Source organism: Pseudomonas sp. GW821-FHT01C01 (assembly GCF_059422645.1).
The window spans coordinates 1-15,024 of sequence record NZ_JBWKXF010000070.1; the positions used below are offsets into that span (position 1 = coordinate 1).

Consider the following 15,024-nt stretch of genomic DNA (forward strand, 5'->3'; position numbering starts at 1 on the left):
GCAAGCCCGCTCCCACAGGGTTCCGTGGTGTTTCAGATGCCCTGGCTACGCAGCCAGGCCATCAACTGCGGTAACGGGAAGGCCCCGCTTTGCCGGGCGACTTCCCGGCCGTTTTTGAACAGGATCAGGCTCGGGATCGAGCGAATCCCCAACTGCGCCGACAACTGCTGGTTCGCCTCGCTATCGAGCTGCATAACCTTCTGGAAATCGCCTGATTCTGGCTGACAACACAAAACCCATGTGGGAGCGGGCTTGCTCGCGAAGAGGCCGTCTCACTCAACATCTATGTTGACTGAAACGACGCCTTCGCGAGCAAGCCCGCTCCCACAGGGTTCCGTGGTGTTTCAGATGCCCTGGCTACGCAGCCAGGCCATCAACTGCGGTAACGGAAAGGCCCCACTCTGCCGGGCGACTTCCCGGCCGTTTTTGAACAGGATCAGGCTCGGAATCGAGCGAATCCCCAACTGCGCCGACAACTGCTGGTTCGCCTCGCTATCGAGCTTGGCCAACCTACACTTCCCCGCCAGTTGCCCGGCAGCCTGCTCGAACACCGGTGCAAACGACTTGCACGGCCCGCACCAGTCCGCCCACACGTCTACCAGTAGCGGCAGATCGCCCTTGATCTGGCTGGCGTAGTCGCCTTGTTTCAATTCAAACGGTTTGTTCAGCAGGACTTCGGCCTTGCAGCGCCCACATTTTGGATGGTCGTTGAGACGCTCGGCGGGAATGCGGTTAAGGCCGTTGCAGTGAGGGCAGGGGATGAGGAGCGGGTCGGTCATTGTCAGACTCCGAAGGGTTGGGCAATCAATGTTGGTGATTTGGAGCCGGGAGCGGGGTTTGTCAAGTCAAGGTCGCTTGAGGTTGATCCAGTGACTGTCGCAAATGCTCACATTTTCCAGGCATTCAGTTTTGAAGTGGTGGCTACGCTGGAAGCAACTCGGTACCCCATTCGGCTTGCGAGGTGTTCGCTTTGATTGCTGCTGCGTGCTACTTTTGTTGCACTTATTCAAAAAACCATGGCTCTCAATTACCGGATAGGAGTGATCCCGTGTCCGTGACTTCCAAAATCCGCCGTCAGGGCGGTGCCGCGGTTATGACGATACCGCCGACTCTGCTCAAGCTGCTGCACTTGGAGGTCGGGGCGCAACTGGAGCTGAACGTTGTCGATGGTGAGTTGATTGCGCGGCCGGTTTCACCTCCTGCCCGCAAACGATACAGCCTTGCAGAACTCCTTGAGGGTTCTGATGAAATAGCTGAGCTGAACGAACAGACAGCGTCTGCTCGTGAAGGTGGGCCAGTCGGCCGGGAGTTGGGTTGATGGTTCGTCGGCAAGCCCCGCAACGGGGAGACGTTTACTGGATCGATCCGAATCCGGTTGCGGGTCGTGAAATGATGAATCGGCATCGTTTTGTAGTGATCACGCCAAGAGAAATCAACTCACTCGGTGTCAGCATGACGGTGCCTGTGACCAGTGGCGGGAGTTTTAGCCGAGGTTCCGGTCTGGCAGTTTTCGTATCCGGTCACGAAACGAACGGCGTCGCCGTGTGCAATCAGGTGCGCAGTTTTGACATTGAACAGCGAGTACGTGATGGCTCCGCCAAGTTTATCGAGCGCCTGGATGACGTGACGATGGCTGACATCGTTGCTCGAGTTGTCAGCGCCATCGATCCTTTGGATTAGTTACCTCACGAAGAACAACTGATCTCCAGATGCTTGCCCCATTCCGGCGGCCTCTCTGCGTAGCTTTCCATCCCCGGTTGTTCCTCGAACGGGTGGCTCAGCACCGCGTGCAGTCGGCGGACTTCCGAGTAGTCGCCGCTCTCTGCCGCATCGATGGCCTTTTGCGCCAGGTAGTTGCGCAGGACGTACAGCGGGTTGACGGCGTGCATCCGCTGGCGGCGCTGCTCTTGGTCAAGCGTGCCTTCACGGGCCACCCGCGCGATGTAGAGCTCACCCCAGGCATCAAAGCCCTTGAGGTCGACGAAGTCATCACGCAAGCGGGCGATGGCCTGCTCCGGTGTTGCATCACCCAAACGGCGGAAAAACAGGCTGTAGTCGACGCCGCTGTTTTGCATGAGTTGCAGCAGGTTCTCCAGCAATTTCTGGTCGTCATCCTCCGCGGTGGTCAGGCCGAGGCGGCGGCGCATCAGGTCCAGGTAATGGGCCTGGAACAGCGGCAGGTACAGGCCGAGGGTTTCGCGCAGGGCTTCGACGCTGATGAACGGCGTCAGGGCCTGGGCGAGCGCACTGAGGTTCCACTGGCCAATCGGTACCTGGTTGCTGAAGGAATAACGGCCCTGGTCGTCGGAGTGATTGCAGATGAAGTTGGCGTCGAAGTCGTCGAGGAAGGCGAACGGGCCGAAGTCGAAAGTAATCCCGAGGATCGACATGTTGTCGGTATTCATCACTCCGTGGCAGAAGCCATAGGCCTGCCATTTGGCGATCAGTTCGGCGTTGCGCTCGACCACTTCACGGAACATCGCCAGATACGGTTCCGGTTGTTCCAGGCACTCCGGGAAGTGCATGGCCAGCACGTGATCACCGAGCTCTTTCTGCTGCTCGGGGCGCTTGGTGTAGTAGAAGTATTCGAAGTGCCCGAAGCGCACATGGCTTGGCGACAGACGCAAGAGCATGGCCGCGCGCTCCTGCTTTTCGCGCCACACCGGGGTGTCGGAGCCGATCACGCACAGGGCGCGGGTGGTCGGGATGTTCAGGGCATGCAGGGCTTCGGAGGCGAGGAATTCGCGGATCGACGAACGCAGTACCGCGCGGCCATCGCCCATGCGTGAAAACGGCGTCTGGCCGGCGCCCTTGAGGTGCAGGTCCCAATGTTCGCCGGCCTCGTTGTACACCTCGCCCAGCAACAGGCCGCGACCGTCGCCCAGTTGCGGGTTGTAGAAACCGAACTGATGCCCGGAATAGACCATCGCTCTTGGGATCGCGTCGGCCCAGAGCTTGTGGCCGCTGAACAGTTCGGCGAACTCCGGGGTTTCGGCCTCGACCGGGTCGAGGTCCAGCAGCGCCATGGCGGCGGGACTGGCCACGACCAGGCGTGGATTGTCGATGGGCTCGGGCAGCACATGGGCGGAAAACGCATCGCCCAGGCGCTCGAAGCGGTTATCGAAAGTGAGTTCGTCGAGGGCTTTCAAGGGCCGGCTCCAGCAGAATGTCCGAGCATTCTGCTGGGGAAAGGCCGGTTAGTCGAGTTTGGCGGCGGGCGGCTCTTGCGGCGGTTTGCCGTCGACCAGTGGCACGATGGTTTTCGCTTCCGGTTCGATCGGCACCATCTTGTATTCCTGGCCGTGCAGGTTCTTGAGGTAAACCTCCATCTGCCGGAACGAGATATTGATGTGCTGCTTCTTGAACTCGCGGTTGATGAAGCGGTTGACCTCATCGAGCACCGGGTTGCGGTCGCCGAGGTCGCGCACGTGCATGCGCAACTCGTGGTCGAGTGTGCTTTCGCCAAAGTTCAGGAAGTACACGTGCGGTTCCGGGTCCTTCAGTACGCGCGGGTTATCGCGCGCAGCCTTGAGCAGCAGTTCTTTCACCAGGTCCAGGTCCGAGCCGTAGTCGACGCCGAGCTTGAGGGTCACCCGGGTGATGGTGTCGGTCAGCGACCAGTTGATCAGTTGCCCGGTAATGAACGTCTTGTTCGGGACGATGATGTCCTTGCGGTCGAAGTCGGTGATGGTCGTGGCACGGATGCGGATCTTGCTCACCGTACCCGACAGGTTGCCGATGGTGATGGTGTCACCGATCCGCACCGGACGTTCGAACAGGATCATGATGCCGGAAATGAAGTTGGCGAAGATCTCCTGCATGCCGAAACCGAGGCCGACCGACAGTGCTGCCACCAGCCATTGCAACTTGTCCCAGCTCACGCCGAGGGTCGATAGCGTCGAGACGAAACCGACGCCGGCGATCACGTAGGACAGCAGCGTAGTGGTGGCGTAGGCGCTGCCCTGGGCAAGATTCAGCTTCGACAGCACGAACACTTCGAGCAAGCCCGGCAGGTTGCGGGCCAGGGCGAAGGTGATGCCGATGATGATCAGTGCGCCAAGCATGTCGCCGATGCTGATTGGCACCATGCTCATATTGGCGCCGGTGCCGCTGGTGTATTCGTAGAGGGTGACGTTGTCCAGGTACGAGAACACCGTGATCAGGTCGGCCCAGACCCAATACAGTGCCGCCATGAAGCCGCCGAGCAGCGCCAGGCGGATCAGGCGCAGGGACTGTTCGTTGACCTTCTCGATGTCCATGCTCGGTTCTTCGATCACCGCTTCGCCATCGCCGGCCTCTTTGGCGGCCAGTCGTTTGGCCAGGGCGCGCTGGTAGGCCAGGCGCCGGGCCGCCACGCTGAGGCCGCGCACGAAGGTGGCTTCGATCACCAGCCAGAACATCAGCAGGTACAGGGTGTTGATCAGGCGATCACTGAGTTTCAGCGCGGTGTAGTAGTAGCCGAAGCACACGGCCACGAACAGCGCGACGGGCAGGGCGGTGAACAGGATCCCCACGAGCTTGCGGAATAGCGAGGCGTTCTCGTGGGTCGGGCTGCTGATCAGCAGGCGGCTGAGCAGCAAGGTCATCAAGGCATAGCAGGTGAGCACCACCGGCATGCCGATCACGTCATCGGCCAGCGCCGCCGGTTGCAGTTCGGCAACGGCCACTACGGTCACCAGTGCCATCACCACGATGCCGAGACGGCGGACCCATCTGCGCAGGAACTCCACTTGGGGCTTTTCCCAGCGGAAATGCAGTTCTGCCACACCACCCGGTGCGAGGATCCGGTAGGCGGTGTAGAACACCAGCCAGGCCCCGGCCATTTGCAGCAGCGCCGCGCCCATATTGGCGTTCTGCCCACGGGCGTCGATTCGCAGGGCCAACCCGCACAATGCGAGGCCCAGGGAAACCGGCATCGCCAGCAGGATGTTGATCAGAATCGCCTGCGGCGTGTGCCACTGGCTATCGCGTTTGAAGTGACCGATGTCCTGGTGAACCTTGATCAGTCGCGCGTACAAATTCTTGCGGCGCCACAACAGCGCACCGATCAGCAGTGCCAGTGGCAGGAACAGCAGCGGGCGCTGGGTCAGGCCGTCGGCCAGTTCGCTCAGGCTTGAAAGTACCGGTAGTGAATCAAGTTGACGCTGGAGGCGATCCGGCGCACTGCGAATCCACTCCAGCTCCAGCGGCTTGTTGCTCGGAATCCAGAACATCTGCTCATCGAGTGTCGCCCGCAGGCTTTGCGCCGTGCTGAGCAGTTGCTTCTGGTTCAGTTGCAGGGTGATGGACTCATTGAGCACCGCGCTCAGTTCGCGGTTGAGTCGCTCCAGCAGGTCGGCGCGGGTAGTGGCCAGTTCCATCAGGCTTTTGCGCAGTTGAGGCGTGACTTGCTCGGGGGGTTGGGTCGACAGCAGGTTTTCGACGTAGGTGGCCGGATTGCTCAGCAGTTCCCGTTGCTGGCTGACTTCGAACTGATACAGGCGAATGTCGGCGATCTGGTCGGCCAGGTTGCGGTCGAGCCGCAGGCGCGGCAACGCTTGCTTCTGTTTGTAGAGAATCTTCGAGAGCAGCAGGCTGCCTTTGAGCACGTTGATTTGCTCGTCCAGCGCCGAATCGCTCTGGGTCAGGCTGTCCAGTTGCTGCTTGGTCTGCAGGTTTTGCTGGGTGACTTCGTTCAGGCGGTCGGTGCTTTTGAGCAGGTAGTCCGAGAGCTTCAGGTTGGCCGCGCTTTCGGTGGCCAGAAGACTGCTGCCGCCAGCCTTCTGCGCTTCGATGGATTGCTGGGTGACCGTTTCCTGGGACAACGCCAGACGCTTCTGGTTGATCAACGTTTGCAGTTCCTGGATTTCCTTATCCAGGCGGTCGGATCGCTCCGACAACAGGTCATGCTGGCTGTTGCCGAGGTCTTGCAGTTGGGTATTGCCGGCCAGTTCCTGGCGCCGCAGCGGGATCAGGGCGTTCAGCGCTGCCAGTTCGGCATTGAGTTGGTCGCGCTGTTCGGCGCTCAAGGTCTTGCCGCTGTCCTTGCCGCTCTTGAGGATATTGTTGATCTGCTGGATGCGCGTCTGGCTGCTGGAAATCTCCGCCTGAGCACGCTCGGGGCGGGTCTGGGCAGTGATGATCAGGCTGTTGGCATCGGCCAGGGCTTTTTGCAGATCGCTTTGCTGGGTGGAGCGCTCAGTGAGCATTTGTTCCAGCTGCTGGATCGGTTCTTTGGCGAAACGCTGCGCCACCGGCACCACGGTGCTGGCCTTGAGGCGGGTCAGTTCACGCTGGTTTTCGACCGTCTGCTTGGGTGCAGAGCTCAACGTTTGCTTGAGATCGGCCAGCTTCTGCTCGTAGTCACGCTTGTTGTTGAGCTGGCTCAGCGTGTTTTGCAGGACGGTTTGCAAGGCCTTCTGATCGGCTTCCGGCAGTTTGCGATCGGCAATCTTGTCCAGGCTCGCCTGCACGGCTTCGCTGGAAGGCGGTTCGGCCGCTTGCAATGTACCGACAGTACCGACAGAAAGACTCAAGCCCAACAGGGCAATGGCGAAGATGGAGCGCAGGTTAGGCATAAAGACCGGTCAAGCAAGTGAGAGTGGAAGCAGTTTAGAGGAAGAGTCCGGGACCCGGGCGACTTCCTTCGGGGAATCTGACGCCCACTTTGCCGATCTTGTTCCCGTCCATGACCGCCACGGTCCAGATGGTGTTGTTCCATTCCACCTGGTCGCCCACCACCGGCGCGCCGCCGACTTTTTGGGCAATGAAATGGCCCAGGGACATGTCCGGATCGATGCCTTCGACCTTCAGGCCATACAGGGCGGCAACCGCGGCCAGCTGGGCGTCTCCTTCCAGTACGAAGTCGCCGAAGAAGCGCAGATCGAGGCCCCGTTGTGGTGCCTGGCTGAAGAGTTTTCCGAGGGCCGGCAGGTTGTGTTCATGGCCGATAACACACAGCAAATCATCGACTTCGAGCACTGTACTACCCGACGGATGGAGCAATTGTTGACCACGAAACAGGGCGGCGATGCGGGTGCCTTCGGGCATTTTCAGCTCGCGCAGGGGCGAACCGATGCACCATTTCTCCGCGCCGAGGCGATAAACGAACAGCTCCCACTCGCTGGTCACGTGCACTTCCAGGGCCGAGCGGGAGATAGGCGCAGGCTCCGGAGGCACCGTCACCTTCAACAGCTTGGCGACCCACGGCAGGCTGGTGCCCTGAACCAACAACGACACCAGCACGATAAAGAACGCGAGGTTGAAGTACAGCTGGGCGTTGGGCAGGCCGGCCATCAGCGGGAACACCGCCAGAATGATCGGGACCGCGCCGCGCAGGCCGACCCAGGAGATGAACGCTTTCTCACGACCATGGAACGCTTTGAACGGCAGCAGGCCGACCACCACCGACAGTGGCCGGGCAAACAGAATCATCCACAGCGCCAGTGCCAGCGCCGGCAAGGCAATTGGCAGCAGATCGTGAGGCGTCACCAGCAGCCCCAGCACCAGGAACATGCCGATCTGCGCCAGCCAGGCCATGCCGTCGAGCATGTGCAAAATGCCGTGACGACTGCGCACCGGACGGTTGCCGATCATCAATCCACACAGGTACACCGCGAGGAAGCCGCTGCCGTGCAGGGCGTTGGTCAGGGCAAACACCACCAGGCCACCGGCAATGACCAGAATCGGATACAGGCCGGTGGCCAGGTTGATGCGATTGACCAGTTGCAGCATGAGCCAGCCACCGCCCAGGCCGATGACTGCACCAATGCCGAACTCGCGCAGCAGGTGGGTCAGCAGGCTCCAGTGCAGGCCGGTCTGGCCGCTGGCGAGCATGTCGATCAGGGTGACGGTGAGGAACACCGCCATCGGGTCGTTGCTGCCGGATTCGATTTCAAGGCTGGCGGTTACCCGCTCGTTCAGGCCTTTGCCACCCAATAGCGAGAACACCGCCGCGGCGTCGGTGGAGCCGACGATGGCGCCGATCAGCAGGCCCTGGATCAGGTTCAGGTTGAACAGCCACGCGGCCGCCATGCCGGTCAGCCCGGTGGTAATCAGTACCCCGACGGTGGCGAGGGACAACGCCGGCCATAACGCCACGCGGAAACTCGACACCCGGGTGCGCAAGCCGCCGTCGAGCAGGATCACCGCCAGTGCGAGGTTGCCGACCAGATAAGCCGTGGGGTAGTTGTCGAAGATAATGCCGCCGCCATCGACGCCGGCCGCCATGCCGACGGCCAGGATGATCACCAGAATCGGGATGCCGAGGCGGGACGAAAGTGAGCTCACCAGAATGCTCGCACCTACCAGCAACGCGCCGATCAAGAACAGGCTGTTGATGGTCGTCGCATTCAAAGGCAGTACTCCAGAAAGCTGAAAGGCGGGCGCAAACTGACCATGCAGTCTGCGTGCCAGCGATTCTAACCTGTTGAAATGTGATGCTGTCAAAAAGCTTTTGCAGATCAAAATAACAGGTGCACTCGATTCCCTGTAGGCGCTGGCTTGCCAGCGAAGGCGGCTTCAATGCTGTTGTAAATCTTTAGGGCCTCTTCGCTGGCAAGCCAGCTCCTACAGGGGGGGGGGCGTGGCCGTTAGAGGCTAAACCGCCCAACCATCGTGTTCAGGTCCACCGCCAGGCGCGACAGCTCATTGCTCGCGGCACTTGTCTGATTCGCCCCGGTGGCCGACTGCACCGACAGGTCGCGAATGTTCACCAGGTTGCGGTCCACTTCACGGGCCACTTGCGCCTGTTCTTCGGCGGCGCTGGCGATCACCAGGTTGCGTTCGTTGATTTCGACGATAGCGCTGTTGATGGTATCCAGAGACAGGCCGGCGCCGCGGGCGATGTTCAGGGTCGATTCGGCGCGCTCGGTGCTGTTGCGCATCGAATCCACCGCGTGCTCGGTGCCGCTCTGGATGCTGCCGATCATGCGTTCGATTTCACTGGTCGACTGCTGGGTGCGGTGAGCCAGGGCACGAACTTCGTCAGCCACCACCGCGAAACCTCGACCGGCCTCACCGGCGCGCGCGGCCTCGATGGCGGCGTTCAAGGCCAGCAGGTTGGTCTGGTCGGCCAGGCCACGGATCACATCCAGCACTTTGCCGATATCGCGGGATTCGTTGGCCAGGTCGCCGATCAGGGTCGCGGTACTTTGCACGTCGGCACTCATGCGTTCGATGGCGCTGACAGTTTCCTGCACCAGGTCACGGCCGTCACCAGCAGACGTGGTGGCGTTCTTCGATGCTTCGGAGGTGCTGACTGCGTTGCGAGCAACTTCTTCCACGGCGCTGGTCATTTCGTTGACCGCAGTGGCGGCCTGCTCGATTTCGTTGTTTTGCTGGGTCAGGCCGCGGGCACTTTCGTCGGTGACGCTGTTGAGTTCTTCGGCGGCCGAAGCCAATTGCGTGGCCGAGCCGGAAATGCGCTGCAGCGTGTCGCGCAGTTTTTCCTGCATCTTCGACATGGCCAGCAGCAAGCGGCCGGCTTCGTCATTGCCGTCGACAGTGATCGGGCGTGTCAGGTTGCCTTCGGCAATTTGTTCGGCGGCGCTCAGGGCGTTGGCGATCGGTTGGGTGATGCTGTTGGTCAGCAACCAGGCGAACAGCAGCGTCAGCGCGGTGGCGATCACCAACAGGGTGATCACCAGGTTGAACGCCGAATCATATTGGTCGGCGGCCTGCTGGTTGGTGTCGTGGGTCTGTTGGGTGTTGATCTCCAGCAGACGGTTCAACACGGTGTTGACTGCCTCGGAGTTGCTCAGCAAGTCGGTATTGAGCAGGTTGCGCAATTCATCGATCTGATTGTTGCGCGACAGGGTCTTCATCCGGTCTTCGATCTGGCGATATTGCCCCAGCAGTTGCACGTATTGATCGTAGGTGGTGCGTTCCTGCGGGTTGGCGATCAGCTTTTCGTAGGTCACCTGAGCGGTGCGAATCTGCTGGTTGCGCAGCTCCAGCAGTTCCATGGTTTTTTGCTGCACGTCGGGTTCGCGGTTCACCAGCAAGCGGTAGGACAACACGCGCAGGCGCAAGGTGAGCTGGGTGAACTCGTCCAGGCTCTTGATGCTCGGCACACTGTTGTTGGTGATGTTTTCGGCGGCGCCGCGGATCTTGCTCATCTGATTCAAGGCAAACACCCCCAGAACCATCATCAAGCCGCCGATCAGCGCAAAGCTGAGGAACGCCCGAGGGGCGATATTCATATTACGAAGGGACATGGCGTTCACCGAAAAAGAGCGCATCCGTGCGGGGCTGAGGCTGCTGTATGGATGACTTATCGGTCGCCGGACGGAAGTCTTGAGCCCTGCGTATTTCAGTCGGTTGCACCTTGTGTCGACGAAGTGCAGGAACCAGATCGGCCCGGCACAGTCTTTAAAACTCGCGAGGAAGGTCGCCCGTCAGCAAAATCAAGGCTTTGCGCCTGTATAACCCTGGCATCCAGGGTGACTTTTCTTTATCGTACGCGCCCTTTGAAAAAGCCCGGAAAATCAAAATGTTGGAAGCATCCTTAAGCCAATTGGAACAACTGGTCGGTGACCTGGTGCAACAGAACCAGACCCTGCTCGGCACCAACCAGACCCTGACTGCAGAACTGGCCCAGGTCAAAGATGAAAACGAAAGCCTGCAGCTGAGCCTGATGGAGCAGGAAGAGAAGCAAGGTGCCACGGCGGCTCGCATCCAGGCCCTGGTTGAACGCGTCAACGCAGGTCCTGTCAGCGCATGAGTTACAACGCCGCAGGGGTAAAAGTCGTCTCGATCCTGGGGGAGGACTATTCGATCAAGGCACCGGCCGGGGAAGAACAAACCCTGCTGGACGCCGCGATGATGTTGAAGGCAGCCCTGGCCGAAACCAAGAGAAAGTACCCGACGCTGATCGGTGACCGACTGCTGGTGCTGGCGGCGATGAATCTGTGCTCCCAGCAGATCGAAATGCAGAAGCAGCACAAGCTCGAACTCGACCGTTACCAAGAGCAAGTCAGCGCCACGGTTGAAGTGATCTCCAAGACGATCAATCAGGCCTGATCGGCTTTGCGCACAACCAAAGAATAGATTGTCGATTGGCTTGTATACAATCGGCACGGCTGTTGCAGTGTTTCAGCCTCTTATTCTTTGGGGGTGCTCCATGCAGTTCTGGCGACGCAGTATTCAATGGCAATTGATCCTGAGTATGGGCAGCGCCTTGCTGGTCAGTATTTTGATCGTGGTTGGCATTTATACCCTGGTGGTCAATCGTCTCGCCCAGAGTTATCTGGTCGAGCAAGCCTTGCCGTCGAGCATCGAAGCGATGCGCAACGACATCGAGCGGATCCTCGTCCAGCCCCTCACCGCCGCCAAGGACATCGCCAGCAACAGCATGGTGCGCGACTGGCTGGCAGGGGGTGAAGACAGTGCCCGGACTGGCACCTTTACCAACTATCTCGAAGGCCTGCGCGCCGAGCACAAAGCCTTTACCGCGCTGATTGTCGGCACGGCGTCCAATCACTACTTCACCGAAAAAGGCCTGGACCGAACCCTCAGCCGTTCCAATCCCAAAGACGCCTGGTTCTATGCGTTCCTCGACAGCAACCAGCCGCGCACCCTCAATATCGACAACGACACGGCCACCGGAGAATTGGCGCTGTTCATCGACCTCAAAGTCGAGCAGGCCGGTAAAGTCGTGGGCGTTGCCGGGCTTGGCCTGAGCATGAAAGAGCTGTCGGAGCTGATTCACAACTTCAGTTTTGGTGAGCGCGGCAAGGTCTATCTCGTGCGTTCCGACGGTTTGATCCAGGTCCATCCGGAAGCGCAGTTCAGTGGCAAACGCACCTTGGTCGAGCAAATTGGTGAGGCTGGAGCGCAAGCGGTCATGGGTCAAAAAACTGCCACGTTCCAGCGCGAGGGCGAGGAGTTTCTGGCTTTGAGCCTACCGCTACGGGATCTCGGCTGGACCCTGGTGGCCGAAGTGCCGCAGTCGCAAATTTACGCCGAAGCCCGCCGCGCCATGTGGATGAGCAGCGGCATCGGTCTGGCGGTAGCGCTGGTGTGCCTGTTGCTGGTGGTGTTGCTGGCCCGTGGGTTGGTGCGGCCGATTCGTCAGGTAACAGCGGCGCTGGTTGCCATCGGTAGCGGTGGTGGAGATTTGACCCACCGGTTAGATTCCAGTCGCGCCGATGAACTGGGCGATCTGGCGCGCGGTTTCAACCGGTTCCTGGATAGCCAGCGCGACATGATTGGTGAAGTGCTGACCACCAGCGAACGACTGCGCACCGCTGTCGGCCAGGTGGCGCGGGTGGTGGACAACACCGCCGAACGTTCCGGGCGCCAGCAGGAAATGACCGATATGGTCGCCACCGCTGTCCATGAAATGGGCCTGACCGTTCAGGAAATCGCCCAGAACGCCGGCAATGCGGCGGTCGCGTCGCAAACGGCGCGGGATGAGGCGATGCAGGCGCGGGAAGTGGTGGGCGGATCGATCCGGCATATTGAAAGCATGTCCCAGGAGATCGGCGTCGCGGCGACGGCGGTGGGTGAGCTGGCCCATCAGGTGGCGTCCATCGATCAGGTGCTGGCGGTGATTCGCGGGATTTCCGAGCAGACCAACCTGCTGGCGCTCAACGCCGCTATCGAAGCGGCGCGGGCCGGGGACATGGGTCGTGGGTTTGCCGTGGTGGCCGATGAAGTGCGCACCCTGGCGCGGCGCACGCAATCGTCCACCGATGAAATCCAGCAGATGATCGGCAGCCTCAAGCAAGGGGCGGAAAACGCGGTGTCGTCGATGCATTCCGGGCAAGCTGCGACTGGCACTGGTGTCGAGTCGAGCCAGCGTACCGGTGTTTCGTTGACCGCGATTACCGGGCAAGTGGAGCGCATCAGCGATATGAACCATCAGGTGGCGACGGCGACGGAAGAGCAGTCGGCGGTGACCGAAGAAATCAATCGTAACGTGCAAGGGATTTCCGATCTGGCTCGGGCAACAGCGGGAGAGGCCAGGGCTTGCCGTGAGGATTGCCAGACGTTGCAGCGGTTGGCGGATGACCTGGCGCGGCAGATGGGTGGGTTCAAACTGAGTTGATGTGTTGATTGTGCTGACGCTATCGCGGGCAAGCCCGCTCCTACAGGGATTTTTGTTGTTCACCGATGTTGTGCTCAACGCCAAACCTGTAGGAGCTGGCTTGCCAGCGATTGGATTTCAAAGGCTACACAAGTCCGGGATCAGAACCACTCATCCTGCATGCCCAGGCAAACATCATCCCGAGCCTCAAGAATCGCCAGTTCATGGTGACACCCCGGCACTTCCCACGTCAGGAAGTACCGCGCCGCCTGCAACTTGCCTTTATAGAAGCTCACATCCGCTGCATTACCCTTGGTCAGGCCTTCCTCGGCGCGGATCGCCTGTTCCAGCCAGCGCCAGCCAATGACAGTGTGACCGAACACCTTCAGGTACAGCGCCGAGTTCGCCAGGCTGCTGTTGACCTTGCCCTGGGCCAGGTCTGTCAGCAGGCCGATGGTCACGGTTTGCAGGCGCGCTACCAGTTTTTCCAGCGGTTCGCGCAGCGCGGTCAGCGACTCAAATGCCTGCGCACGCTCGGCGGTGTCGGCGATCAAACGGATCAATTGCTTGAGCCCGGCGCCACCGTTCTGCGCCAGTTTGCGGCCCAAAAGGTCCAGCGATTGAATGCCGTGGGTGCCTTCGTGGATCGGGTTCAGGCGGTTGTCGCGGTAGTACTGTTCCACCGGGTATTCGCGGGTGTAGCCGTGGCCGCCGAGGATCTGGATCGCCAGTTCGTTGGCCTTCAGGCAAAACTCCGACGGCCAGGATTTGACGATCGGCGTCAGCAAGTCCAGCAGTTCATGGGCCTGCTTGCGCCCGACTTCGGTCTCAAGGGTGGTGGTGTCGTCAAACAGTCGTGCCGCGTACAGGCCGAGATCGAATGAGCCTTCGACGTAGGCCTTCTGCGTCAGCAGCATGCGTTTGACGTCAGCGTGCTGGATGATCGCCACCGGTGCGGTGTTCGGGTCCTTGCTGTCCGGCACGCGGCCCTGCGGACGTTCGCGGGCATATTCCAGCGAGTACAGGTATCCGGCGTAACCGAGCATCACCGCGCCCATGCCGACACCGATCCGCGCTTCATTCATCATCTGGAACATGTAGCTCAAGCCGTGGTGCGGCTTACCCACCAGGTAGCCGACACACTCACCGTTATCGCCGAAATTCAGCGCGGTAGAGGTGGTGCCGCGCCAGCCCATCTTGTGGAACAGTCCGGCCAGCAACACGTCGTTGCGCTTGCCGAGGCTGCCATCGTCGTTGACCAGGATCTTGGGCACGATAAACAGCGAAATGCCCTTCACCCCGGCCGGTGCGTCCGGCAACTTGGCCAGCACCATGTGCACGATGTTCTCCGACAGCGGGTGATCGCCGCCGGAGATGAAGATCTTGTTGCCCTTGAGGCGATAAGTACCGTCGGACGCAGGTTCGGCGCGGGTACGAATATCCGACAGCGAGGAGCCCGCGTGGGGTTCCGTCAGGGCCATGGTGCCAAAGAATCGGCCATCGATCATCGGTTGCAGGAAGCGACGTTTTTGTTCGTCTGTACCGAAGCTTTCGATCAGGTTAGCCGCGCCCATGGTCAGGAACGGATAAGACGTCGACGCGGCGTTGGCCGACTGGAAATGCGAAAAACAGGCCTGTGACAGCAAGGTAGGAAGCTGCATGCCGCCGGCGTCGAAACTGCGCGCGGCATTGAGGAAACCAGCCTCGAGGAACGCATCCACCGCTGGTTTCACTTCCGGAATCAGAATCGCCTGACCGTTTTCATAGCGCGGCTCGTTCTCGTCGCCCTTGCGGTTGTGCGGGGCGAAGAACTTCTCGGCGATGCTGCGGGCGGTACCGATGGCCGCATCGAAGGTTTCGCGATTGTGCTCGGCGAAACGCTCGCGCTGGGTCAGGCCCTCGGCATCGAGGACTTCGTACAGCTCGAAAGCCAGATTACGGGAACTGAGCAACGTCTCGGACATGGCGGCCTACCTTTTATTGGGATGGGCCGAGTCTAAGTGTGGGAATAAAGG

11 protein-coding genes and 3 pseudogenes are annotated in these 15,024 nt (G+C 60.4%); 6 read left to right on the forward strand and 8 right to left on the reverse strand.

What is annotated here, in order from left to right; translation table 11 throughout:
* Window positions 1–32: 32 nt before the first annotated feature.
* Together AC07XF_RS26645 and trxC are read right to left on the reverse strand one after the other, a co-directional pair.
* Window positions 33–200: pseudogene (locus AC07XF_RS26645) on the reverse strand (thioredoxin family protein); the annotation flags it as partial.
* A 144-nt stretch (window positions 201–344) separates the two neighbouring features.
* Entirely contained in the window at window positions 345–779 is a 435-nt protein-coding gene (gene trxC, locus AC07XF_RS26650; protein ID WP_495028886.1) for a thioredoxin TrxC, read from the reverse strand.
* A gap of 269 nt (window positions 780–1,048) precedes the next feature.
* On the opposite strand from trxC, the gene mazE reads away from it, so the two are divergent.
* Together mazE and mazF are read left to right on the forward strand one after the other, a co-directional pair.
* The gene (gene mazE, locus AC07XF_RS26655; RefSeq protein WP_495028887.1) at window positions 1,049–1,318 is read left to right on the forward strand and encodes a type II toxin-antitoxin system antitoxin MazE; all 270 of its coding nucleotides are present in this window, start codon (window positions 1,049–1,051) and stop codon (window positions 1,316–1,318) included.
* A complete protein-coding gene (mazF, locus tag AC07XF_RS26660) occupies window positions 1,318–1,680 on the forward strand; it encodes a type II toxin-antitoxin system toxin MazF (protein ID WP_007981168.1) in 363 nt (120 codons plus the stop codon). The genes mazE and mazF overlap by 1 nt, the downstream gene beginning before the upstream one ends.
* A gap of 5 nt (window positions 1,681–1,685) precedes the next feature.
* Here mazF and selO read toward each other — a convergent pair whose 3' ends face one another.
* The 5 genes and pseudogenes from selO to AC07XF_RS26685 form a co-directional block, all read right to left on the reverse strand.
* On the reverse strand, window positions 1,686–3,149 hold the full coding sequence (gene selO, locus AC07XF_RS26665; RefSeq protein WP_495028888.1) for a protein adenylyltransferase SelO: 1,464 nt from the start codon (window positions 3,147–3,149) through the stop codon (window positions 1,686–1,688).
* A 48-nt stretch (window positions 3,150–3,197) separates the two neighbouring features.
* Window positions 3,198–6,557 (reverse strand): mechanosensitive channel MscK, encoded by a 3,360-nt coding sequence (gene mscK, locus AC07XF_RS26670; protein WP_495028889.1) that lies wholly within the window; start codon window positions 6,555–6,557, stop codon window positions 3,198–3,200.
* Window positions 6,558–6,591: 34 nt separating this feature from the next.
* A complete protein-coding gene (locus tag AC07XF_RS26675; RefSeq protein WP_007981173.1) occupies window positions 6,592–8,334 on the reverse strand; it encodes a potassium/proton antiporter in 1,743 nt (580 codons plus the stop codon).
* A 236-nt stretch (window positions 8,335–8,570) separates the two neighbouring features.
* On the reverse strand, window positions 8,571–9,443 hold the full coding sequence (locus AC07XF_RS26680; RefSeq protein ID WP_495028896.1) for a methyl-accepting chemotaxis protein: 873 nt from the start codon (window positions 9,441–9,443) through the stop codon (window positions 8,571–8,573).
* Window positions 9,444–9,473: 30 nt separating this feature from the next.
* Window positions 9,474–10,220, reverse strand: a pseudogene (locus AC07XF_RS26685) (MCP four helix bundle domain-containing protein); the annotation flags it as partial.
* Between the two features lie 251 nt (window positions 10,221–10,471).
* Between AC07XF_RS26685 and AC07XF_RS26690 the strand changes: the two are divergent.
* The 4 genes and pseudogenes from AC07XF_RS26690 (at window position 10,472) to AC07XF_RS26705 (ending at window position 13,030) form a co-directional block, all read left to right on the forward strand.
* Window positions 10,472–10,702, forward strand: a complete 231-nt coding sequence (locus AC07XF_RS26690) for a hypothetical protein (RefSeq protein WP_495028890.1) — start codon at window positions 10,472–10,474, stop codon at window positions 10,700–10,702.
* Window positions 10,699–11,001, forward strand: coding sequence for a cell division protein ZapA (locus AC07XF_RS26695; RefSeq protein ID WP_007981180.1), 303 nt, complete (start codon window positions 10,699–10,701; stop codon window positions 10,999–11,001). The genes AC07XF_RS26690 and AC07XF_RS26695 overlap by 4 nt, the downstream gene beginning before the upstream one ends.
* A gap of 145 nt (window positions 11,002–11,146) precedes the next feature.
* Window positions 11,147–12,166: pseudogene (locus AC07XF_RS26700) on the forward strand (HAMP domain-containing protein); the annotation flags it as partial.
* 132 nt (window positions 12,167–12,298) lie between these two features.
* Complete coding sequence (locus AC07XF_RS26705; RefSeq protein WP_495028897.1) at window positions 12,299–13,030, forward strand: methyl-accepting chemotaxis protein; 732 nt, start codon at window positions 12,299–12,301, stop codon at window positions 13,028–13,030.
* Between the two features lie 140 nt (window positions 13,031–13,170).
* Here AC07XF_RS26705 and AC07XF_RS26710 read toward each other — a convergent pair whose 3' ends face one another.
* Complete coding sequence (locus tag AC07XF_RS26710; protein WP_495028891.1) at window positions 13,171–14,973, reverse strand: acyl-CoA dehydrogenase; 1,803 nt, start codon at window positions 14,971–14,973, stop codon at window positions 13,171–13,173.
* Window positions 14,974–15,024: the final 51 nt, after the last annotated feature.

Excerpts from the sequence above, each read along its gene's own strand:
- mazF (WP_007981168.1), top strand. The coding sequence starts at position 1,318 with ATGGTTCGTCGGCAAGCCCCGCAACGGGGAGACGTTTACTGGATCGAT.
- AC07XF_RS26680 (WP_495028896.1), bottom strand. The coding sequence starts at position 9,443 with ATGTCGAAGATGCAGGAAAAACTGCGCGACACGCTGCAGCGCATTTCC.
- AC07XF_RS26710 (WP_495028891.1), bottom strand. The coding sequence starts at position 14,973 with ATGTCCGAGACGTTGCTCAGTTCCCGTAATCTGGCTTTCGAGCTGTAC.
- trxC (WP_495028886.1), bottom strand. The coding sequence starts at position 779 with ATGACCGACCCGCTCCTCATCCCCTGCCCTCACTGCAACGGCCTTAAC.
- mscK (WP_495028889.1), bottom strand. The coding sequence starts at position 6,557 with ATGCCTAACCTGCGCTCCATCTTCGCCATTGCCCTGTTGGGCTTGAGT.
- AC07XF_RS26695 (WP_007981180.1), top strand. The coding sequence starts at position 10,699 with ATGAGTTACAACGCCGCAGGGGTAAAAGTCGTCTCGATCCTGGGGGAG.
- AC07XF_RS26690 (WP_495028890.1), top strand. The coding sequence starts at position 10,472 with ATGTTGGAAGCATCCTTAAGCCAATTGGAACAACTGGTCGGTGACCTG.
- AC07XF_RS26705 (WP_495028897.1), top strand. The coding sequence starts at position 12,299 with ATGGTCGCCACCGCTGTCCATGAAATGGGCCTGACCGTTCAGGAAATC.